The organism is Bradyrhizobium sp. BR 1432, from assembly GCF_051547705.1.
In the GTDB taxonomy this organism is placed as follows: Bacteria; Pseudomonadota; Alphaproteobacteria; order Rhizobiales; family Xanthobacteraceae; genus Bradyrhizobium; species Bradyrhizobium zhanjiangense.
Genome location: NZ_JBPUGF010000003.1, coordinates 4494060 through 4510823 on the forward strand (window position 1 = coordinate 4494060; position 16764 = coordinate 4510823).

Here is a 16764-nt window from a genome sequence, read left to right on the forward strand (position 1 = left end):
GTGCGGACGCGCCTGCTGAAGTGACGTGCCGGACTCATCCGGTTCGGTCCAAAACTCGTCGAGTCATCGCTCGATCGTTCCGGTTCGCCGAATCTTCTTCTGAAGGAGCACGAGTCCGTAGAGCAGGGCTTCAGCCGTCGGAGGGCAGCCGGGCACATAGATGTCAACGGGCACGATACGGTCGCAGCCGCGCACGACCGAGTACGAATAGTGATAGTAGCCGCCCCCGTTGGCGCACGATCCCATCGAGATGACGTAGCGCGGCTCCGGCATCTGGTCATAGACCTTGCGCAGGGCTGGCGCCATTTTGTTGCAGAGCGTGCCCGAGACGATCATGACGTCAGACTGCCTTGGCGATGCGCGCGGAGCGGCACCAAATCGTTCAATATCGTATCGCGGCATCGATACCTGCATCTGCTCGATCGCACAGCACGCAAGCCCAAATGTCATCCACATCAGAGAACCCGATCGCGCCCATGTGATGAGGTCGTCGAGCGGAGCCACGAAGTAGCCGCGGTCACCGAGATGGTCCTGGACATTGTCGAAGGGAACGTTTTCGAGATAGTTCATGGCGATATCGCCTCGCAAGCCCTGCCCGTTGCTGCAAGCACTGCTCCGTCTCGGTGTTCCTAATTCTCCTCCGTCCTAATCGACTTCAAGCTCAAATGCTCTTGGCAGTTCGGCCGGAGGAACAGTCTGGCGGATGCGCTTGCGAAGAGGGAAGTCAACTCCGACGCTCTTGCGGCCTGACTGGAACAGTCGCTTCGGTCGCTGCATTTCGCCCGTGAGCCGCCGATCAAAAAAGACCCCGCCGGTTACCGAAGTAACCTGACGGGGCTTGTGAACGAATCTTTAGTTTGGTCTATCCGTAGCTTTCGCTCTGGTCTCGCCATTCCATCGATCGCTCACCGAATTACCAACTGATGACTTCCGTGGACGTTCCGGACGGCGGCTATTTTTAATGTTTCAGGTTCCTGCATTGGCGTGAGACTGGCCAAGGCTCAGCGGCTGTAGGTGCCGACGAGCTCGGCCTGTCCGAGCAGGTGCGTCTGGGCCGCCTTCCAGATATCGCCGACCGCGAGCTTGGGTGCCGGCGAGAGCGCTTCGACATCGAGCGCCGCAAGCTTGAAATGATAGTGATGCGTCCCGTGACCTCTGGGCGGTGCAGGTCCCTGGTAGTTTGGCTCGCCGAAATCGTTGATACCCTTGCCGATGTTTTTGCCGATGTCCTCCGTTTTCGCCCTACCGCCGCCAACACCTTCCGGCAGGACGGTACGCTCGCCCATGATGTTATAGAGTCCCCAATGGCGGAAAGTACCCGAAGGTGCATCCGGATCTTCGACGACGAGTGCGAAGCTCTTGGTGCCCGGCGGTGGATCTGACCATTGCAGGGGCGGGGAGAAGTTCTCGCCGTCCGCAGTATATCTGGCCGGTATGCGCTCGCCATCGCGGAACGCAGGGCTCGTCAAGCTGAATGCCATTGCGGCCTCCTGCTTTGCTAGTTGCTGTGCATCTGGCGACGTTCCTGGTCCGTCGCCTTCGAGATACCTTGCAGAGCATCCCGTGCGGCGCCAACTTCGCAGCGGCCGAAATCGGCAAGTGCGACCACTCCGACCAGCCGCTTGTCGCGATTGAGGACAGGAAGCCGCCTCACCTGGTGCTTTGCCATGATCTGCGCGGCAGCTTGGGCGTCATCATCTTCGAAGCAGTAGCTGATTCCCTCCGACATCACCTCGCGCACTGCGATGTTCCCGGGCGCACGATCGGTTGCGACGCCGCGCATGACGATGTCACGGTCCGTCACCATCCCGATCAGACGATCATGCTCGCCGACCGGCAATGAACCAATGTTGTCGGCGCGCATCCGACGTGCGATGTCTCGAACCGTCATGTTGGGATCTGCGATTGCTACGTTTCGCTGCATGATCTGCTGGACTTGCATAGGCGTTCTCCTGAACAAGGGATTGCCGTCTTCTGCCCAACGACAGGTCAAGGCAAAGGTTTCTGCCGTTCCGGTAGACCGATCCGCGAAAACTCCGAACCGGCGTAGGTGTTTCCGCTCAGGTTCCGGCCCAGAAGGTGGCGTTGAAGAAATTCGACCTCGTCAGCGACCACCGCCTCGTGAGGCGGCCCATCGTAAATATCGAAATGATCGATGCCCGGATAAATGCGGAGTTCACCTTTCGGAGCCCCGCGCGCCGCCTCGATTGCAGGCCCCGGCTTGGCAACCTGATCGTCTGCGCGACGCAAACCAGCCAGGGGCAATGAAGCGAGGCGCTGTGTTGGACCGGCCTATATGGTGGACCCAGCAGCCACGCTGCCGAGACGCGGTTCCGCCATCGGGATTCGTCGCCGATTGCAACGACACGACGCCAGCCGACCTCGGCTCCCGGCGCGTAAATCAGCGCCGCCTCATTGGGCTGACCAACGGCAGGCAAATAGCGCCCTTCGGCCGCCGCTGCCTTTATCTCCTCGAGGACGTGCTGAGGCCTGACATAGGCTTGGGTTTCTCTGTCGAGCATCGGGACCTGACTGATGGCCGCGGCCACCTTGCGATCCGCCGCTGCCGCGGCAAGCGCGTGACCCCCGCCGGACGAGGAGCCGAGCGTCGCCACGCGTTCGGCATCGACACCGGGCAGAGAACGGGCAAATGCGATGGCAGCGCGCCAGTCGTCCAATTGACGAGAAGGTTCGTATAGGTCCGGCTCACCCGTGCTGTCGCCAAAGCCGCGGTAGTCAAAGACGAGCGCCGCAATACCTGCGGCCGCGAACCGGTCCGCGAACGCGCCGAGACGGTCTCGGCGTGTGCCGGTCAGTCCGTGAGCCATCACGATGATTGGCCTTGCACCCTCGTCAACGGCGGCCGGGTATAGCCAGGCTGCGCATGTATCGCTGCTGGAGGAAAACGTTAGTTCTTTGCGCCTCATGCTCATTGGGTATATCCCTCGGATGGGCCGCCGATTTCATGCGCGCAAGCTCGTTCCGTTTGGAATACGCTGAGTGGCTATGATGCTCGACGCGGCATTCGTTGTGAACCTCGACTGCCGCAGCCGGTTCCTCGTCACATGATCTACCAACGAGGTGAGTCTTTCATCTCCGAAGACACGATGTTGGACTACTTCGCCTTGCCCGACTGGGACTGCTGAGGCTCATGCGGGAGCTGACCAAGCGTCACGTTCAATGAGCTTTGGTTCCCGGCGCGAACCATCGCGAGCTGAATTGTAGAGCCGGGCGCCATCGCGTGAACTTTCTTCGTCAATTCAGTGGCGCTCTTGATCGACTCTCCGTCCACGGACGTAACTACGTCGCCGCTTCGCAAACCGGCCTTCGCCGCGGGACCATTCTGTTGAACGTTGGCGATGATCGCACCATGAAGGTTGTCGGCACCGAGACTATCGGCAATCTCGGGAGTCACTGATTGGACTTCGGCACCCATCGACCCCCGCGTTACGGTGCCTTTTTCCCTCAATTGGGGGATCACTGATCGGACGGTGTCGGCAGGGATCGCGAAGGCAACCCCGGACCATCCACCGGACAGCGAAAAGATCATGCTGTTCACACCGATGACATCGCCGTTGGTGTTAAGGCTTGGTCCGCCGGAATCTCCGCTGTTGATCGGTGCATCGATCTGAATGAAACCCTCGCTCGGACCATTTTCGATTTCGCGGTCGCGAGCCGAGACAATTCCCGCCGTGACCGTACCTCCAAGCCCGAATGGATTGCCAACGGTGAGTACCCAGTCGCCGACGCGTGGCGATTGTTCCGCCATTTTCACGTAGCCAAAGTCCGTTCGTCCGTCGACCTTGATCAAGGCAAGGTCGCTGAGTGAATCCCGTCCTACCACCTTTGCTGGGTAGGTCTTCTTGTCGCTCGTGAGGATCGCAGCCGTGTCGTTGTCCCCCACGACGTGGCTGTTGGTCACGGCGTAACCGTCCGGAGAGATGAAAAATCCTGATCCCATCGCGATCGATTGGCGCGCATTCGAGCCATTTCTCGGGTCCAGGCCATTCGGTCCAGGAGATCCCTTGCCGGGATGGTCTTCGGGAGCGTCCTCGTCGGGTACATCGTCGAACGGTGGGCCTGGCATCAGTTGCTTGGATCCGGCAGATCGAGAGATGACGCCGATAACAGCGGGTTGAACTCTCTCAGCGACGTCGGCAAGGCTATTTGGCCCATTGGGCGTTGCGGCATCTCGAATTAAGTGAAGCGCGCCCTCGGGGCTGACTGCGGGATTGGAGCCTTGGTGCGTGGAGATCGGCTGGGCAACGGCCGCGCTGATTGTCGCTAGTGCCGCCACGGCTGCGCCGCAATTGGCCGATGCTCGATGGTAACGCAAGGTCAGTGCTCGAAACGCTATTTCGATTTTCATTCGTGTTCCCATTGTGTGTTGCACCTGTCTCGCCGGCCGCGCTTCGAACCTTGCCACTAGGATGCTGGCGCGGGCGAACGTCCAAATGTCGAGGGGCCACAGCCCGGCCAGCGGCTTGTCGCGATCGAGGACGGCAGAACGTCGCAAGAGGTGCTTGGTCATGATCTGCGCTGCAGCTTGAGCGTCTTCAAGCAAAAGCCAGCCCCTTCCGACATGACCACGCGAACCGTCGTATCCCCAACAAAAGGTCGGCGCAAAGGTTTCCATGGACCGTTGGGAACAGTCCATCGCGGCCCGAGTTTCCGCTGGACCGAGCGGCTCGCCGTCGTCTTTGCCTGCGGTATGCGATCCACATCGACGATGTGGCCAGCCACCCAATGGAGGGATTCCCATGGCCCTCTCGCGCGAAGCCGAGCGCGTTCACCATGAGTTCAATCGCGAACTCATCTCCCGGTTGCGCGATGCCGCCGAGCACTTGCCCCCGCCGGAGCGCGATGAATTCGGCGCCTTCTTTGCGCGCTTCGCCGACTCCAAGATCGTGTTGCTAGGCGAATCCACCCACGGGACGTCGGAATTTTATCAGGCGCGCGCGACCATCACGCGGCACTTGATCGAGCGGCACGGTTTCAACGTCGTGGCGGTCGAGGCCGACTGGCCCGACGCAGCCGCGATCGACCGTCACGTCCGTCAGTTACCCGCCGCGCCCGATGCCGAGCTCCCATTCCAGCGCTTTCCGACCTGGATGTGGCGCAACGTCGAGGTGCGCGAATTCGCCAATTATCTGCATGTGCATAATCAAGCGAGTGCACCGGACAAGCGGGTCGAGTTCCGCGGGCTCGACGTCTACAGTCTCGGTCGGTCCATCGCCGCCGTGATCGATTATCTTGAGAAGGTCGATCCTGAACGCGCCCGCGCGGCGCGGCAACGCTACGGCTGTTTGACTCCCTGGCAGTCCGACCCGGCCGCCTACGGGGCCGCCGTTCTCGCCGGTCGCGACGATTGCGAGAATGCCGTTGCCGAGCAGTTGCGCGAGCTCCTGGAGAAGCGGCTTGCCGATGGTGCAGGGGAAGGGGAGGCATTCTTCAATGCGACGCAGAATGCACGCATCGTACGCGCGGCGGAGCGTTACTATCGCATCATGTACCGTGGCTCGACGGAGTCGCGGAATTTGCGTGATCGGCACATGTTCGACACGCTGCAATATGTGATGCAGCGGCGTGGGTGCGGCGCCAAGGCGGTGGTGTGGGCGCACAACTCCCATGTCGGTAATGCGTCGGCCACCGCGATGGGCTGGGCGGGCGAGTTCGACATTGGAGAGCTCGTGCGCAACGCCCATGGCGAAGACGCGGCCCTGATCGGTTTCGGAACCGATCGCGGGACCGTTGCCGCTGCCAGCGACTGGGGCGGGGCGATGGAGATCAAATCAGTGCGGCCGGCGCGTGAGGATTCCTACGAATATCTGTTTCGGCACACCGGCGTTGCGCGCTCCCTGACTGACCTCCGACCGGGCACCCGACGCGGCCTGCGGGAAGCACTGACCGGACCGCGCCTGGAACGAGCCATCGGCGTGGTCTACCGGCCGGAGACCGAGCTGTTCAGTCACTATTTTGAGGCGGCACTGCCGGACCAGTTCGATGCCATGGTCTGGTTCGAAGAGACGCACGCTGTGACGCCGCTAGAAGCCCCGGTATCGGGAGCCGCCGCGGATACTTATCCCTTCGGTCTGTGAGCGGATATCTCCATCGTGTCAATTGGGCGAAGCTGCCGGACGGCTGGCAGCTCACCGACGTCGCCTCCGTCGCGGCCGACAGCAAGGACCAGATCTACGCCTTCAATCGCGGCGCCCATCCGATGGTGGTGGTGGTCCAGCGTGAACAACTCCGAACTCGGCGTCGAACTTTCTGGCGCATCTGCCGCGCGACTTTTCCATGTCAGCCGTCGTCATTCCCTTCCCAGCAGCGAAAGCCTGAGTTGGCACCGTAAGAGGCGGAATTCACAGATATCCACTCCGCGCCAACTCGCGGTTAGTTGCCACCTCGCACGGCGTAGGCCCAGCTTATATGGAACGTGATTCGGGAACATGATGAATCTGGAGCAGTTCAAGGACATGTCCATTGATGAACTGTGGGACCTCCACAGCGTCGTCGAAGCCATTCTTGCGGCGAGGCTCATTGCCAAGAAGGACGAACTTGAAAAGCGTTTGGGACTGCTCCACACGAAATCCCCGATCGGCCGTCAGTCAGAGCATTGATCTGCCGAAGGCTGCAAGATCGGTTTAGATCGGCGCCTCGACAACGGCGCCGCGCTCATCGGAAGTTTCGCACCGTAGCATGGTCGATATGAAAATCGCCGAATCCGAACGGAGGCGGCCAAAATTAACTAATTAAATGCTCAATAAAACTAAAATTAATATAGAATAAACATTTAATTTGGGTTACGATAAGCCAATTGTGCCGGACGGACGCACAAGGACCTCGGAAGAGACGACTCCAGCATCCCGCTTAAGCCCCAGGATGCAGGAGCCGTTTCTCCGAGTACTCGCCTGAGGAGTATTGGATTGAGCGTGCCTCAGGCGCTGGACAAGTTGCGAAGACAAGATTCTTTGGAAGCTGGTGAACACTGAGCGTCACCGGGCTTTATCGCCCAGACTTTGAACCTAACTGGAAAAGAGGCGAGGCTATCTCCTCGATTGCCGCTGGCCATGCAGAAGCAGATCGCAATTGCCCTTTGGTCGTTGGCCGCCGCATGCGTGCTGGCTTTCATATTTGCGGCGATCGTCTCAGGCCGCGAATTCCGTAGCGCCCATAGACGTGCGAGCACGGAAACAATCCAAGTTTCAAGTTCGCTCAGCGGTGGCCTACTGAGGGCAAACGCAACGACCTTCAGTTGTTGGGCCTAGTTCTCCAGCCGTATTCCTGATGCTGGATCGTTGTGGCGATATCGACATCTTTGCCGGCCGACAGGCGCCAGGCTGCCACCCCGAAGCACAAGGTCAGGGTCAGGGCGAGGGCGAGCAGAAGCATGGAGAGGAAATGGCTCACGCGCGTGTACCCGCAAGGTCTGAAACTAACAGCAAGAACGAGCACAGAGGCGCGATTCGGAAAATGCAGGCGATCTGACCCATCGGCCGTTTTCCCCATCCCGACACCAGCTAAGAGCGCTCACGATCGCGATCGTGATTGGGGCGTGCGCAATGACTGTCCGCCAAGCGGGTAAGTTGGGACGACAGAACTAGTATGAAGATACCCCATGCCCCGAGCGCCCCCTGAGATAGCCTAAGAGCTGCTTTTTGGATCTGACCCACAAAAACAACGAAAGATCGATTGCACAGAACAATTGTTGGCGGCACATGCCGCCGTCCGACGGGGCGGAAACCAGAGCCGCTTCACGTTGGAGAGCCTCGCTTTATGGAAGACAAGCGACGATCGCGAGAACTACATCGGCGGCGAGGTCACCCGAATACATCGACAAGAGCAACTCGGCGCCAAGCACAACTGCAATTGCTTTGAGCGTGATCATTTTGAAACTCCCTCGCCAACAGAGAGGAAGCTAGACCCGCACGGTTTCCGGACTGCTTCGGGGGAGGCCGTAAATGATTTCGTTCACCAATCCGTTATCTGCGAAGGTATCGGGAGGTTGGCGATGGGAGCACCAGCGAGCCTTCAATCCAAAACACCGGGCATTGTCTGTCCCACGCCCGTCCCAGAGGGACGTTCGGGGACATTTTTTAATAAGGATCTGCTGACCGCGCAGTGTGAAATAGGTTATTTCCACAACCACAAAATGAGGCTAATGTGGCGGCATTAATTGGTAAAGTCATGTTGTTATTGTATATTATGAGGGGCCAATGGATGCTTATAGTGCGCGTCTCCAGCGTGTTTCTTCGGAAGGCCAAAAGCTGAAAGATATAATGCTGGAGATCCAGCGGCTACGCAGGCTTGTCAGCCTGGCAGAGGCCGAAGTGAGAAGCAGACAGCAGAACGGCCGGCCCACAAAAAGGAACAACCTCAGGCTCGTCATGGATACGAGCGTCGCAACGAGCGTCAATTCTCACTGACCTCTTTTCGAGGGGGATTCCGATGAGGCTAGCTCTGCCTTATACCGGCCTTGCAGTTTGTCTCGCAGTCGCGGCCTGGCTCACCTTCGTTCACATTTTATAGGACGATCAAAGCCAGGTGCTCAGTCGATGAGGGCCGATCGCAGATTCACCTTGCGGCTTTCATCGGTGTAGCCCTGACAGGAGGCGAGCAGGTCACGCACGCCGGTTCGCGCATCTCACCCAACCTTATCTTCACGGGGCGGCCGCGAGGACGCAACGGAAGGTCGGGCTCTCTCATGCTCGAGCAACTCTTGGAGTATTTGCAGCGCTCAAGAACGGGCGCAGCCGAGTTCGAAGGCAGCAAAGCGGGAAGATGCCGGCAACGTAGAGATCAGCGGAGCACTACGCAGTGATGGGCGCGCTCGATCCTGCGGTATTCGGATTATCTCCGATTGGCGGGAGCGAGGAGCCGGCCGTGCATTGTTCGAACATGCTGGCGAAGGGTGTCATTAGCCAAGTGCTCCCAGAACTCAGCCTCGGCGAGAAGCTTCCAGCTTCGGTCAGGATAATGTGCAGAAGTCTGTCGGCACAGCAACGCCATCGCGCGCAAGCGGCGTACGGTCTCCATCCACTCCTCCCATTAGTTTTCCCCACCTTATTTTCCGTTTTGCTTAGGAGCAATTATTATTATGCCGAATAATCAATTTTAACTTTCAAGGCGGTGCGATTCGGAGGCAAGCAACTTACGCTTTGCTTTCGAATTGCCTCTCGAGCGTGCAACGGCCGGACTGAGTTGAATCGACGCCGCAATAAAAACGAGATAGGCAGATATCAGAAGGGATAAGTGCAGGTGGAGCACATGATCGGCGGCGGTGCGTCGCCGGCGGTCGTGGTGGCTCGGTCGAGCAAAGCCACTTGGAAGCTCTCGCTAGGATTGGAGCCGCATGCGGTAACTCGTCCCAGACCGGGGCCGTCGCATCCGCGACGCCGAGCCCGATCTCCGTCTTTCTCCGGAGCTTCGCGCTTCCGCCCTTCGTACTTTCTCTCGAAGCCTCTCCAATTGAGCAAGCATGCTAGCGAGTGCGATGGCCGTATGTCGCAGAACGGCCAAGCGGCTGCAAACCCCACTACTCACTACAGTACCCCCAAACACGTCTTTGCTGGATCAGCGACGGGACCTTTTGATGACGTGCCAGCGTGACGTCTAGCCGAGGGATCGTCAGATCATCAGTTCGCTTTATGACAATGCGTCGAAATATTTCGAACGTCTCTTCAAAAACGTTCTTCAATATAAGAACTTGATGAATGCATGCGACATGACGCGGGTGAAGATTGAGCGCTCGATGGTCAAGAATCTCCTGAAGCCCGGCTCCCAGTTGAGCCGGTGCATGCCGGCGGCAACGCCGCTCCAGCTGAATTCAGTAAGCGTGGTGCGAGATGAGACCGTCCGCCCGAATTGGCGGGATGCCACATAGTTCGGCTCTGCGTCCGAGTCGAAACACGCTACGCGTCGGCACAACGCGCGGCACCGAACATTTCCACGGGCCGGACGACCGGCTCCTCGACCCAGGCCTCGCGAGCGAACCAGTTGTGATTGGTGCGACAGTCCGGGCAATGAGTATTGCCATAAAACACAACGCTCCGCAGGAAAGTCTCACGGTCGGACTTGATACCAGTTGGAATCACACGACCAGTTTGCGGGCATTTGACCATGACCATACCCATGTGAGCCTCCCTTGGAAATTTATTCGTTGTTGAAGCGAAGAGGACCGGCCGGATGGAGAGCGTCGTCATCAGTGCGGGTTACTTGGGGGGCATCGCGCACTGGGGGTCGTTTGTTCGAGCAAAGGGCGGCGTGCTCGTGACGGTGCTTCTCCAACCGGCCGGATCGCTGCTTGAGCGATTCCTTGGATGCTGCCGGAATCTGGCTCGGCAGCGCGTGAGTATCGATTATGCGGCCGCGCCCGAGAACTCCTTGGGCGCCATTGAAAACTGGCCTAGCTGAGCGGATGCGGAATTGTGTCTCGCGACGAAAAGGATCATGTCGCCCGTGATGGGCCAATCGGCTAACTCGATCACTGGCTTCGCTCCCACGCTCGTCTACCAGGCAAATATTTGTTGTCGGATTTTAATGTGCAAACTAAAAGTGGCGCTGTCGGTCTGGTTTGCGAACTCTTGTTCAGATTTATTTTGTGCCGTTGTTCGTGCGGCGAGGAAGGCAACTGAAGTCGTCAGGCTCAACAGCGCCGGGCCCTTGATCGACGGCTTCCGTCCCTCTATCGCTTCGATGCAATGTGCTTCTTTGTCTTTGAATGGTCGCGTCCGGTTCGAAGATGAAACAAATTTTTATTATATGGTAAAGATATAATTGCGTTGTTAATTGCCGCCAATGGCGTAAGCTGATTTCTTCAGATTTTTCGGTTGGAGGTGACGATGTGGGAAATCAATTCATAAGCACAATTCCGCCTCGGCTGCGCAGCAATTGGCCCAAATGCGCGAGGAATTAGCGAGCATCGGCGAAAAGGAGCGCGTTCTAAGAGAGCGGAGTGCTGCTCGAGAAGTTTACCGGTATTTGCTGGAAGCTCACCGGTTGATCGCGCGGACGAGCTTTCTCGAAGAACAGAGTGTTGAATATTCCTCCACCTGCGGCGGGCGAGGGCAGTCAGCTGGCGGCATGACTGGGGTCACATTGTCATTTTGAAACGAAGCGCAGCCGGGGACGGGCCCCGCGCCGGATGAGGACTTGTATCGCGTCGTGGTCTGGCTGAATTTTCTGGGCAACAGCAGTTCGTTTGATCGCGGTGAATAATGCATCTCAAGAAGTTGTCGCCGCCGCGTCGAGACCACGGCGAGACAGATATCGTTGATATTGGTTGGAGCCGTGCTGGAAAGATCATCGGTAGAGATGGCGTTGAGGCCGGCCGCGGGTGCAGTCTTCGCGCTGCTGGACGGTCGATCAGTGCTTTTCAGCGAGATAAGTCAAACGATCTATGAGCTGGACCAGGCGGGGGCATTCATTTGGTGCAAGTTGGCACAAGGCGCTTCTTTGGAAGACGTCCATCGGGAACTCGGCCAGCTGGGCATTGATGATCACGCCGCGCGCCAGTTCACGCGGCAGGCCATGAACATCTGGATCGATCGAGGGTTGCTCGACATCGACTGGCGAATGCCCGCCAATTGTGCCTTCTCAGCGGATCTGGGGCGGCGCAGGATCAGTTTCCGGGCCGCAAATTGGGACCTCTTGCAAAGGTTGATTCCGCTATTTTGCGCTCTGGACGACGGCGGCGGCGAAGATGATATCGTGATCGAGGCAATGGCGCTCGACGATCAGGTATTCTTCCGTGGGAATGAGGCCAGGGTCCACAGGTGTGAAGCCGGTGCCCTGGCACCTACAATCAAGGCTCACATCACCGAGCGACTGATCCGAAGCGATCGTTGGGTTTTCGCGCTCCATGCCGCTTCTCTTGCGAAGGGCGGTGCGGGGTTGCTGCTGTGCGGCCAACCGGGAGCCGGAAAATCAACTCTTACACTGCGGCTGGCGAACGCTGGATTTCAGTATGCCGGTGATGATGTTGCGCTGATCGGGACTGACGGAACGATCTGCGGAATCCCATTTGCCCTCACCCTCAAGGAGGGGTCGTGGGAGGTGCTGTCGCGACTATATGGCGATTGGAACGACGTGACGCATTGCCGGCCCGATGGCGCTCAGGTGCGGTATTTGCCAATTCCGGATGCGCACAAGGGATGCCTTTCCGCCAGCTGGATCGTCTTTCTGAACCGGATTGCAAGCGGCCCCGTCGAGCTGACCCCGCTGGATCAGCTCGGTTCGATGAAGCGGCTCATTGAGGGTGCATTTGCCGCGGACGGGAGACTGTCGCAGGCCGGCTTTTTCGCTTTGAAGCGTATTGTTGCGGGCGCGCGATCGTTCCAACTTACCTATTCCGAGTCCGCGGAGGCTCGGGGGCTGCTGATGGACTTGTGCAATGGCACGGCATAGTGCGGCGCTGACGACCCTTTGCAATTGCTTACGGGGCATGCCTCCCGTTGATGTGGAGTGGACGTCCGTAATCGGGCTCGCAAATCAGACGTTGACGACGCCGGCGCTTATCGACTTCGTCGACCAATTTGCATCGGAGTTGCCGGAAGACGTCTGCACCTATATCCGCCAGATCCATCGTCGAAACTCGCTTCGCAACGATCGGTTGGCCGGTCAATTGGAAGAGGCCATCATTGCGATGAACGGCCAGGGAGTTACGCCGGTATTGCTCAAGGGGGCAGCAACGCTAGCCACCGCGCCTGATGAGCGGCGAGGAGTTCGGCTGATGTCTGATCTGGACATTATGGTTATGCCGGGCGAGGCTGAAAGGGCGATCGCTGCTCTGGGCGCAATTGGTTATGAAATTTATGAGCAGGCGTCCCCCGAAAGCTCAAGATGGTATGTCGAGCTAAATCGGCCGCAGGACGTCGGAACCATCGATCTGCAGCAGGCCGCTCCAGGCCCTGCGTACCTCTACCCTGGCAACGGACATACTCTGAACCACTGCGCCCCCGTGCTGTTGGGGCGGGGAAGCGTGTACGTTCCGACGCCCACCTATCGAGCGCTCCAGTTGATCATGCATGATCAGTTTGAGGACTACGGTTATTGGCTTGGCGACCTCGATCTGCGGCATCTTGTTGAGTTGCGCGACCTGAACAATTCCGTCGAGGGCCTGGACTGGAAGGAGCTTGCTTCTCATGTCTCAAGCGAATTGATGAAGAACGCAGTCGAAACCCAGCTGCTCGCTCTCGCTGCGCTGCTCGGGGTCGAAGTTCCGCACTCGATGCGCTCCCGACTGATTCCTCGTCTGCAGTTCATGCGACAGTTGATGCAAGCACGCTTCCCGTCCACACGTGTGCCCTTCCTCGCAATGACGTTCCTGGACCTCAGAAATTACCGGAGGGAGGCGGTGACCCGCTATACGCAAACCAGCGTGCGCCGGCCTGGATTGTGGTCCATGCCAAGAGCGGACACCTTACAGTTTCTGCTGAGGGAGGCCATCGCAGTTCGTGTGGGAAAGGTCTAAACCAGCGACGGTCACACGAGCGCTTTCGAGGGATTGCGGTAGATTCCTGCTTCAAGGATCAGCTGCGGTCCGGAAACGCAGAGCCCAATACTTCAGGCAACCGATATCTCTGCAGCTCCATAGAGCTAGGAATGCCCTCGACCACCAGCATTCCGATCGGACGATTCGCCGTTCTCGCGAATCCTGAACTCTTCGAGCGTGTGCCCTGATTGGAGCGCCGCAACCAGCCAACGAGGCTGTTTACCGCGTCCCGACCAAGTCTCCGTCGGCTGGAGTGGATTGAAGTATTTAGGCACGACCTTCGGGTATTTGCGGCGCGGCGGCTGGCCCGTTCCCATCTCGGCGGCGCCGCTTTCAGCTGCGGCGAACTGCTCCGGCTGGTTGAGCTGTGCAAGGCGCTTTTCGAGTTCCCGCTTCTCGGCCGTGATCTTTTCGGCAAGTATCTTTGTTAGCTCCTCGTGGAGGAGCCAAAGTTCTTCAAAGTCCATGGCTTCGAGATCTTGCCGATGCAGCATTCTCGTCACCGTTTGCCTGACCCCTGGTCCATCATCCTCACCTTTCGAGTATCGTTGTCCGCGCGGCGAATGAAACGATGGACCAAAGTCAGCGCTTCAATTGACGCGACAATAAATAAATAGTATATTATTTAATAATTATTGCGAGGATTATTTTATTAAATTGGCTCGACAAGTGAGCAAAAAGTGACTGCAGGCACAAGGGCAAAATGGATATTGTCGATTACCCTCTCAGACGTCTCGAGAGTTCGATCAGCCGGTTTATCGTTCCCTCGGCTGCATTGACGGACGTCCAGGCTCTGAAAGAGCAAATTGAGCTTCGACGGCGTGCGCTCAGCGACATCGCGGCTATTCGCCTCCAGTTGCAACTAACGGAAGGGCGCATCACAAGAAGTTTCCCCAGAAGGGGGAGAGGCCGCCTCGCCCGCCGAGCACATTCGCTGAGAGTGCGGCGTGGCAGATTGGTCTTGCGGCCCGCCTAATTTATTCCTTCATTTTTAGAATCGTCGCTTTGCCTGCGGATGCGGCTACACGCACGGCTAGGCGATGTTCGCTTCCCCGCAATTAAATTCTGCGGATAGCTTATTTTTCTGCCTTGATTAGCGCCGATTACTTAGTTAAGTGGAACGCGAATTTCGGTTCGGTTCCATACATTTTTTGTTGGAAAGCTGACACTCGGACTTGATTAATCAACCGGGGCGGTATCAAATGGGCGCAACTACAGGATGCTCACATGACGACTAAGAAGCTTGAACTAGAAGCAATGTCCCTCGACGATCTTTGGTCGCTTCATGAGGAAATTAGCGGGATTTTATCAGCCCGGATTAAGGCTGAAAAGCAGGAACTAGAGAAGCGGCTGGCGGTGCTCGGGGGCGGTATGGGCACTTTTGCCAATCACTCGGCGGGACCCGAAATTTCACCTGCCGGAAAGCCCAGACGCAAATATCCCCGAGTGCTCCCGAAATACCGCAATCCTCAGACGTCCGAAACCTGGTCGGGTCGGGGAAAGCGGCCACGATGGCTGGTTGCAGCTATAAAGTCGGGCCGCAAAATTGAGGAGTTCAGGTTGGGCGAAACAAATTCGAGGGTCCGGCAGCGGGCGTGATTTGATCCGATCGCAGCATCCAGTTTCGCGCGGCTGAAAAGTGATTTGCCGGGTGGGCCGCCAAGAGCAATGCAACTCAACAAGCATTGCGACCCCGCAAAACCTCAAGAGGAGTCCGAAGCAGGATTTCGAGATCAAGCCGAAGACTCCAATTGTCGACGTACCAGAGATCGTACTCCACACGTCTCTCAACCATGGTCGCTGTAGGCGTTGGTCCACGGCAGCCATGGATTTGAGCCCACCCAGTCAATCCGGGTCTCACTCGGCGCCGCAAGGCGTACTTCCGGACGAGCTTATCGAACTGTCCGTCGTGGGCGACGGCATGGGGGCGTGGGCCTACCAATGACATGCTGCCGTCGAGGACATTCAACAACTGCGGCAGCTCGTCGAAGCTCGTTCGCCGCAGCCATCTGCCGACCCTGGTGATGCGAGGGTCAAGAGGCGTTGCCTGAACGACGACGGACCCATTCTCAAGCACATGCATCGTCCGAAACTTTCGGATGGAAAATATTCGGCCATTGAAGCCGCATCTTTGTTGCTTGAAGAGGATCGGACCGGGAGAATCTCAGTCTGATCGCGACCGCAGCTATCGCGAGCAATGGTGCAAAGACTGTCAAAGCAAGTCCCGCACCGATAATATCAACTATTCGCTTGCTGGCGCACTCGATTGCGGTGAGGGGGCCGGGCTGGATCTCTACGCAAGCGGCACTTCCCAAGCTCCTCGTCGGATGTCGAAGCAGTTCGGATGCAGCGCCAACCGGGACGAACACGATAGGGAAAGGTAGCACCCTCAGGTCGGAGATAAAGGCACGAAGATCGGCCCATCGTTCGGGATTGGCCTCCAGCACGATTTTATCGACTTCGGAATTGCGAATATGTTCGATCACGCGGGAGCTGAGCCGTTTTCTGGAATCAGGGTCCGAGCCCATCGTGGGCAAACCAAAGCGGCCCTTAACGCGATAGCCGAGGACCGCGAGAGTCTCCGACAGGCCAGCATGAGCCGAGGGCGGCTGATCGGTGATCAGGACGAGATTCGTCCGAGCGAACCGCCTGCCACTGAAGCATTTTATCAGCAGTATTCTGGCAACGCACCGTTGCGCAATCAAAGATGCCAGGCCGAGTGCCGCAAACAGGAGGCCGGCACCTCGAAAGAACTGTGGATTGTCATCGAGCATCTCCACAGCGGCGGCCAGGACATGCAACAAGATCCACGTGAGGCAAATGGCGCGAACTTGACTTCGGAGTACGAGGAGTTCGGTTGGCCGATACAGTCCCCTGCCGTTCAGAATGTAGACAAAAGAGACTGATGCTGCGGCCGCGTAGGCGCATGCCTGGGCGAGGCCGGCTGGTGCCGGGCTGCCGGGTGAAAGAAGCGCGGAAAGGAAGCCGGCGAATAGAATGGTCGCGATATCGGCGCAGATCGCTACAAATTCGACAGCGTCGTACCGGACGGGCCATTTGCCTTCATCAGCAATGGACGATTGTGAGCTGAGGAGAGTTAGATCGCTCTCATGATCGCCGATATGCCGGTTGATAAAATTCATGGCTAATCAACAAGGAACGCAGGCGGTTAATAATTAATATACTATAAATTTAAATAAATTAATCAACAGAATTCGTCGCGGGTGCGATAAATTTAATCTGAGCACGTTAAACGCGTCGCGATATCAATC

Annotated in this window: 16 protein-coding genes and 1 pseudogene; 7 read left to right on the forward strand and 10 right to left on the reverse strand. The window is 57.9% G+C overall.

All coding sequences use genetic code 11. From position 1 onward, the window contains the following. Positions 1–63: 63 nt before the first annotated feature. The 5 genes and pseudogenes from ACSKB8_RS21605 to ACSKB8_RS21625 form a co-directional block, all read right to left on the reverse strand. Positions 64–525 (reverse strand): annotated as a pseudogene (locus tag ACSKB8_RS21605) (NuoB/complex I 20 kDa subunit family protein); the annotation flags it as partial. Between the two features lie 476 nt (positions 526–1001). Beyond that, on the reverse strand, positions 1002–1481 hold the full coding sequence (locus ACSKB8_RS21610; protein WP_438106223.1) for a YbhB/YbcL family Raf kinase inhibitor-like protein: 480 nt from the start codon (positions 1479–1481) through the stop codon (positions 1002–1004). A 17-nt stretch (positions 1482–1498) separates the two neighbouring features. Next, positions 1499–1942, reverse strand: a complete 444-nt coding sequence (locus ACSKB8_RS21615; RefSeq protein WP_438106225.1) for a CBS domain-containing protein — start codon at positions 1940–1942, stop codon at positions 1499–1501. A 118-nt stretch (positions 1943–2060) separates the two neighbouring features. Next, entirely contained in the window at positions 2061–2933 is an 873-nt protein-coding gene (locus ACSKB8_RS21620; RefSeq protein WP_438106226.1) for an alpha/beta hydrolase, read from the reverse strand. Positions 2934–3115: 182 nt separating this feature from the next. Beyond that, positions 3116–4636 carry a S1C family serine protease gene (locus tag ACSKB8_RS21625; RefSeq protein WP_176945275.1) on the reverse strand — a complete coding sequence of 507 codons (1521 nt, stop codon included), beginning with the start codon at positions 4634–4636 and terminating at the stop codon, positions 3116–3118. Between the two features lie 124 nt (positions 4637–4760). On the opposite strand from ACSKB8_RS21625, the gene ACSKB8_RS21630 reads away from it, so the two are divergent. Both ACSKB8_RS21630 and ACSKB8_RS21635 read left to right on the forward strand, forming a co-directional pair. Next, positions 4761–6098 carry an erythromycin esterase family protein gene (locus ACSKB8_RS21630; protein WP_438106227.1) on the forward strand — a complete coding sequence of 446 codons (1338 nt, stop codon included), beginning with the start codon at positions 4761–4763 and terminating at the stop codon, positions 6096–6098. Between the two features lie 351 nt (positions 6099–6449). Continuing rightward, complete coding sequence (locus ACSKB8_RS21635; protein WP_164934580.1) at positions 6450–6620, forward strand: hypothetical protein; 171 nt, start codon at positions 6450–6452, stop codon at positions 6618–6620. A gap of 631 nt (positions 6621–7251) precedes the next feature. Here ACSKB8_RS21635 and ACSKB8_RS21640 read toward each other — a convergent pair. Together ACSKB8_RS21640 and ACSKB8_RS21645 are read right to left on the reverse strand one after the other, a co-directional pair. Further along, the gene (locus ACSKB8_RS21640) at positions 7252–7410 is read right to left on the reverse strand and encodes a hypothetical protein (protein WP_245471094.1); all 159 of its coding nucleotides are present in this window, start codon (positions 7408–7410) and stop codon (positions 7252–7254) included. 2501 nt (positions 7411–9911) lie between these two features. Next, complete coding sequence (locus tag ACSKB8_RS21645; RefSeq protein WP_370987610.1) at positions 9912–10133, reverse strand: hypothetical protein; 222 nt, start codon at positions 10131–10133, stop codon at positions 9912–9914. A gap of 52 nt (positions 10134–10185) precedes the next feature. Between ACSKB8_RS21645 and ACSKB8_RS21650 the strand changes: the two genes are divergently transcribed. From ACSKB8_RS21650 to ACSKB8_RS21665, 4 genes are all read left to right on the forward strand, one after another. Next, positions 10186–10413 carry a hypothetical protein gene (locus ACSKB8_RS21650; RefSeq protein WP_438106230.1) on the forward strand — a complete coding sequence of 76 codons (228 nt, stop codon included), beginning with the start codon at positions 10186–10188 and terminating at the stop codon, positions 10411–10413. A gap of 36 nt (positions 10414–10449) precedes the next feature. Further along, positions 10450–10776, forward strand: a complete 327-nt coding sequence (locus ACSKB8_RS21655; RefSeq protein WP_438106232.1) for a hypothetical protein — start codon at positions 10450–10452, stop codon at positions 10774–10776. Positions 10777–11289: 513 nt separating this feature from the next. Then, positions 11290–12405 carry a serine/threonine protein kinase gene (locus tag ACSKB8_RS21660; RefSeq protein WP_438106234.1) on the forward strand — a complete coding sequence of 372 codons (1116 nt, stop codon included), beginning with the start codon at positions 11290–11292 and terminating at the stop codon, positions 12403–12405. Positions 12406–12442: 37 nt separating this feature from the next. Beyond that, positions 12443–13471, forward strand: a complete 1029-nt coding sequence (locus ACSKB8_RS21665; protein ID WP_438110622.1) for a nucleotidyltransferase family protein — start codon at positions 12443–12445, stop codon at positions 13469–13471. A gap of 125 nt (positions 13472–13596) precedes the next feature. On the opposite strand, the gene ACSKB8_RS21670 is transcribed toward ACSKB8_RS21665, so the two are convergent. After that, positions 13597–13986, reverse strand: a complete 390-nt coding sequence (locus ACSKB8_RS21670) for an H-NS histone family protein (protein ID WP_438106236.1) — start codon at positions 13984–13986, stop codon at positions 13597–13599. 733 nt (positions 13987–14719) lie between these two features. Between ACSKB8_RS21670 and ACSKB8_RS21675 the strand changes: the two genes are divergently transcribed. Beyond that, positions 14720–15091, forward strand: a complete 372-nt coding sequence (locus tag ACSKB8_RS21675) for an H-NS histone family protein (protein ID WP_438106238.1) — start codon at positions 14720–14722, stop codon at positions 15089–15091. 76 nt (positions 15092–15167) lie between these two features. Here the strand turns inward: ACSKB8_RS21675 and ACSKB8_RS21680 are convergent, their stop codons facing one another. Then, positions 15168–15641 carry a sugar transferase gene (locus ACSKB8_RS21680; RefSeq protein ID WP_438110624.1) on the reverse strand — a complete coding sequence of 158 codons (474 nt, stop codon included), beginning with the start codon at positions 15639–15641 and terminating at the stop codon, positions 15168–15170. Beyond that, on the reverse strand, positions 15562–16635 hold the full coding sequence (locus tag ACSKB8_RS21685; RefSeq protein ID WP_438106240.1) for a hypothetical protein: 1074 nt from the start codon (positions 16633–16635) through the stop codon (positions 15562–15564). The genes ACSKB8_RS21680 and ACSKB8_RS21685 overlap by 80 nt, the downstream gene beginning before the upstream one ends. Between the last annotated feature and the right edge of the window lie 129 nt (positions 16636–16764).

Coding starts and splice junctions, on each gene's coding strand:
- ACSKB8_RS21665 (WP_438110622.1), top strand. CDS start 12,443: ATGCCTCCCGTTGATGTGGAGTGGACGTCCGTAATCGGGCTCGCAAAT.
- ACSKB8_RS21675 (WP_438106238.1), top strand. CDS start 14,720: ATGACGACTAAGAAGCTTGAACTAGAAGCAATGTCCCTCGACGATCTT.
- ACSKB8_RS21620 (WP_438106226.1), bottom strand. CDS start 2,933: ATGAGCATGAGGCGCAAAGAACTAACGTTTTCCTCCAGCAGCGATACA.
- ACSKB8_RS21615 (WP_438106225.1), bottom strand. CDS start 1,942: ATGCAAGTCCAGCAGATCATGCAGCGAAACGTAGCAATCGCAGATCCC.
- ACSKB8_RS21655 (WP_438106232.1), top strand. CDS start 10,450: ATGTCGCCCGTGATGGGCCAATCGGCTAACTCGATCACTGGCTTCGCT.
- ACSKB8_RS21645 (WP_370987610.1), bottom strand. CDS start 10,133: ATGGGTATGGTCATGGTCAAATGCCCGCAAACTGGTCGTGTGATTCCA.
- ACSKB8_RS21635 (WP_164934580.1), top strand. CDS start 6,450: ATGATGAATCTGGAGCAGTTCAAGGACATGTCCATTGATGAACTGTGG.
- ACSKB8_RS21630 (WP_438106227.1), top strand. CDS start 4,761: ATGGCCCTCTCGCGCGAAGCCGAGCGCGTTCACCATGAGTTCAATCGC.
- ACSKB8_RS21625 (WP_176945275.1), bottom strand. CDS start 4,636: ATGGAAACCTTTGCGCCGACCTTTTGTTGGGGATACGACGGTTCGCGT.
- ACSKB8_RS21670 (WP_438106236.1), bottom strand. CDS start 13,986: ATGCTGCATCGGCAAGATCTCGAAGCCATGGACTTTGAAGAACTTTGG.
- ACSKB8_RS21610 (WP_438106223.1), bottom strand. CDS start 1,481: ATGGCATTCAGCTTGACGAGCCCTGCGTTCCGCGATGGCGAGCGCATA.
- ACSKB8_RS21685 (WP_438106240.1), bottom strand. CDS start 16,635: ATGAATTTTATCAACCGGCATATCGGCGATCATGAGAGCGATCTAACT.
- ACSKB8_RS21650 (WP_438106230.1), top strand. CDS start 10,186: ATGGAGAGCGTCGTCATCAGTGCGGGTTACTTGGGGGGCATCGCGCAC.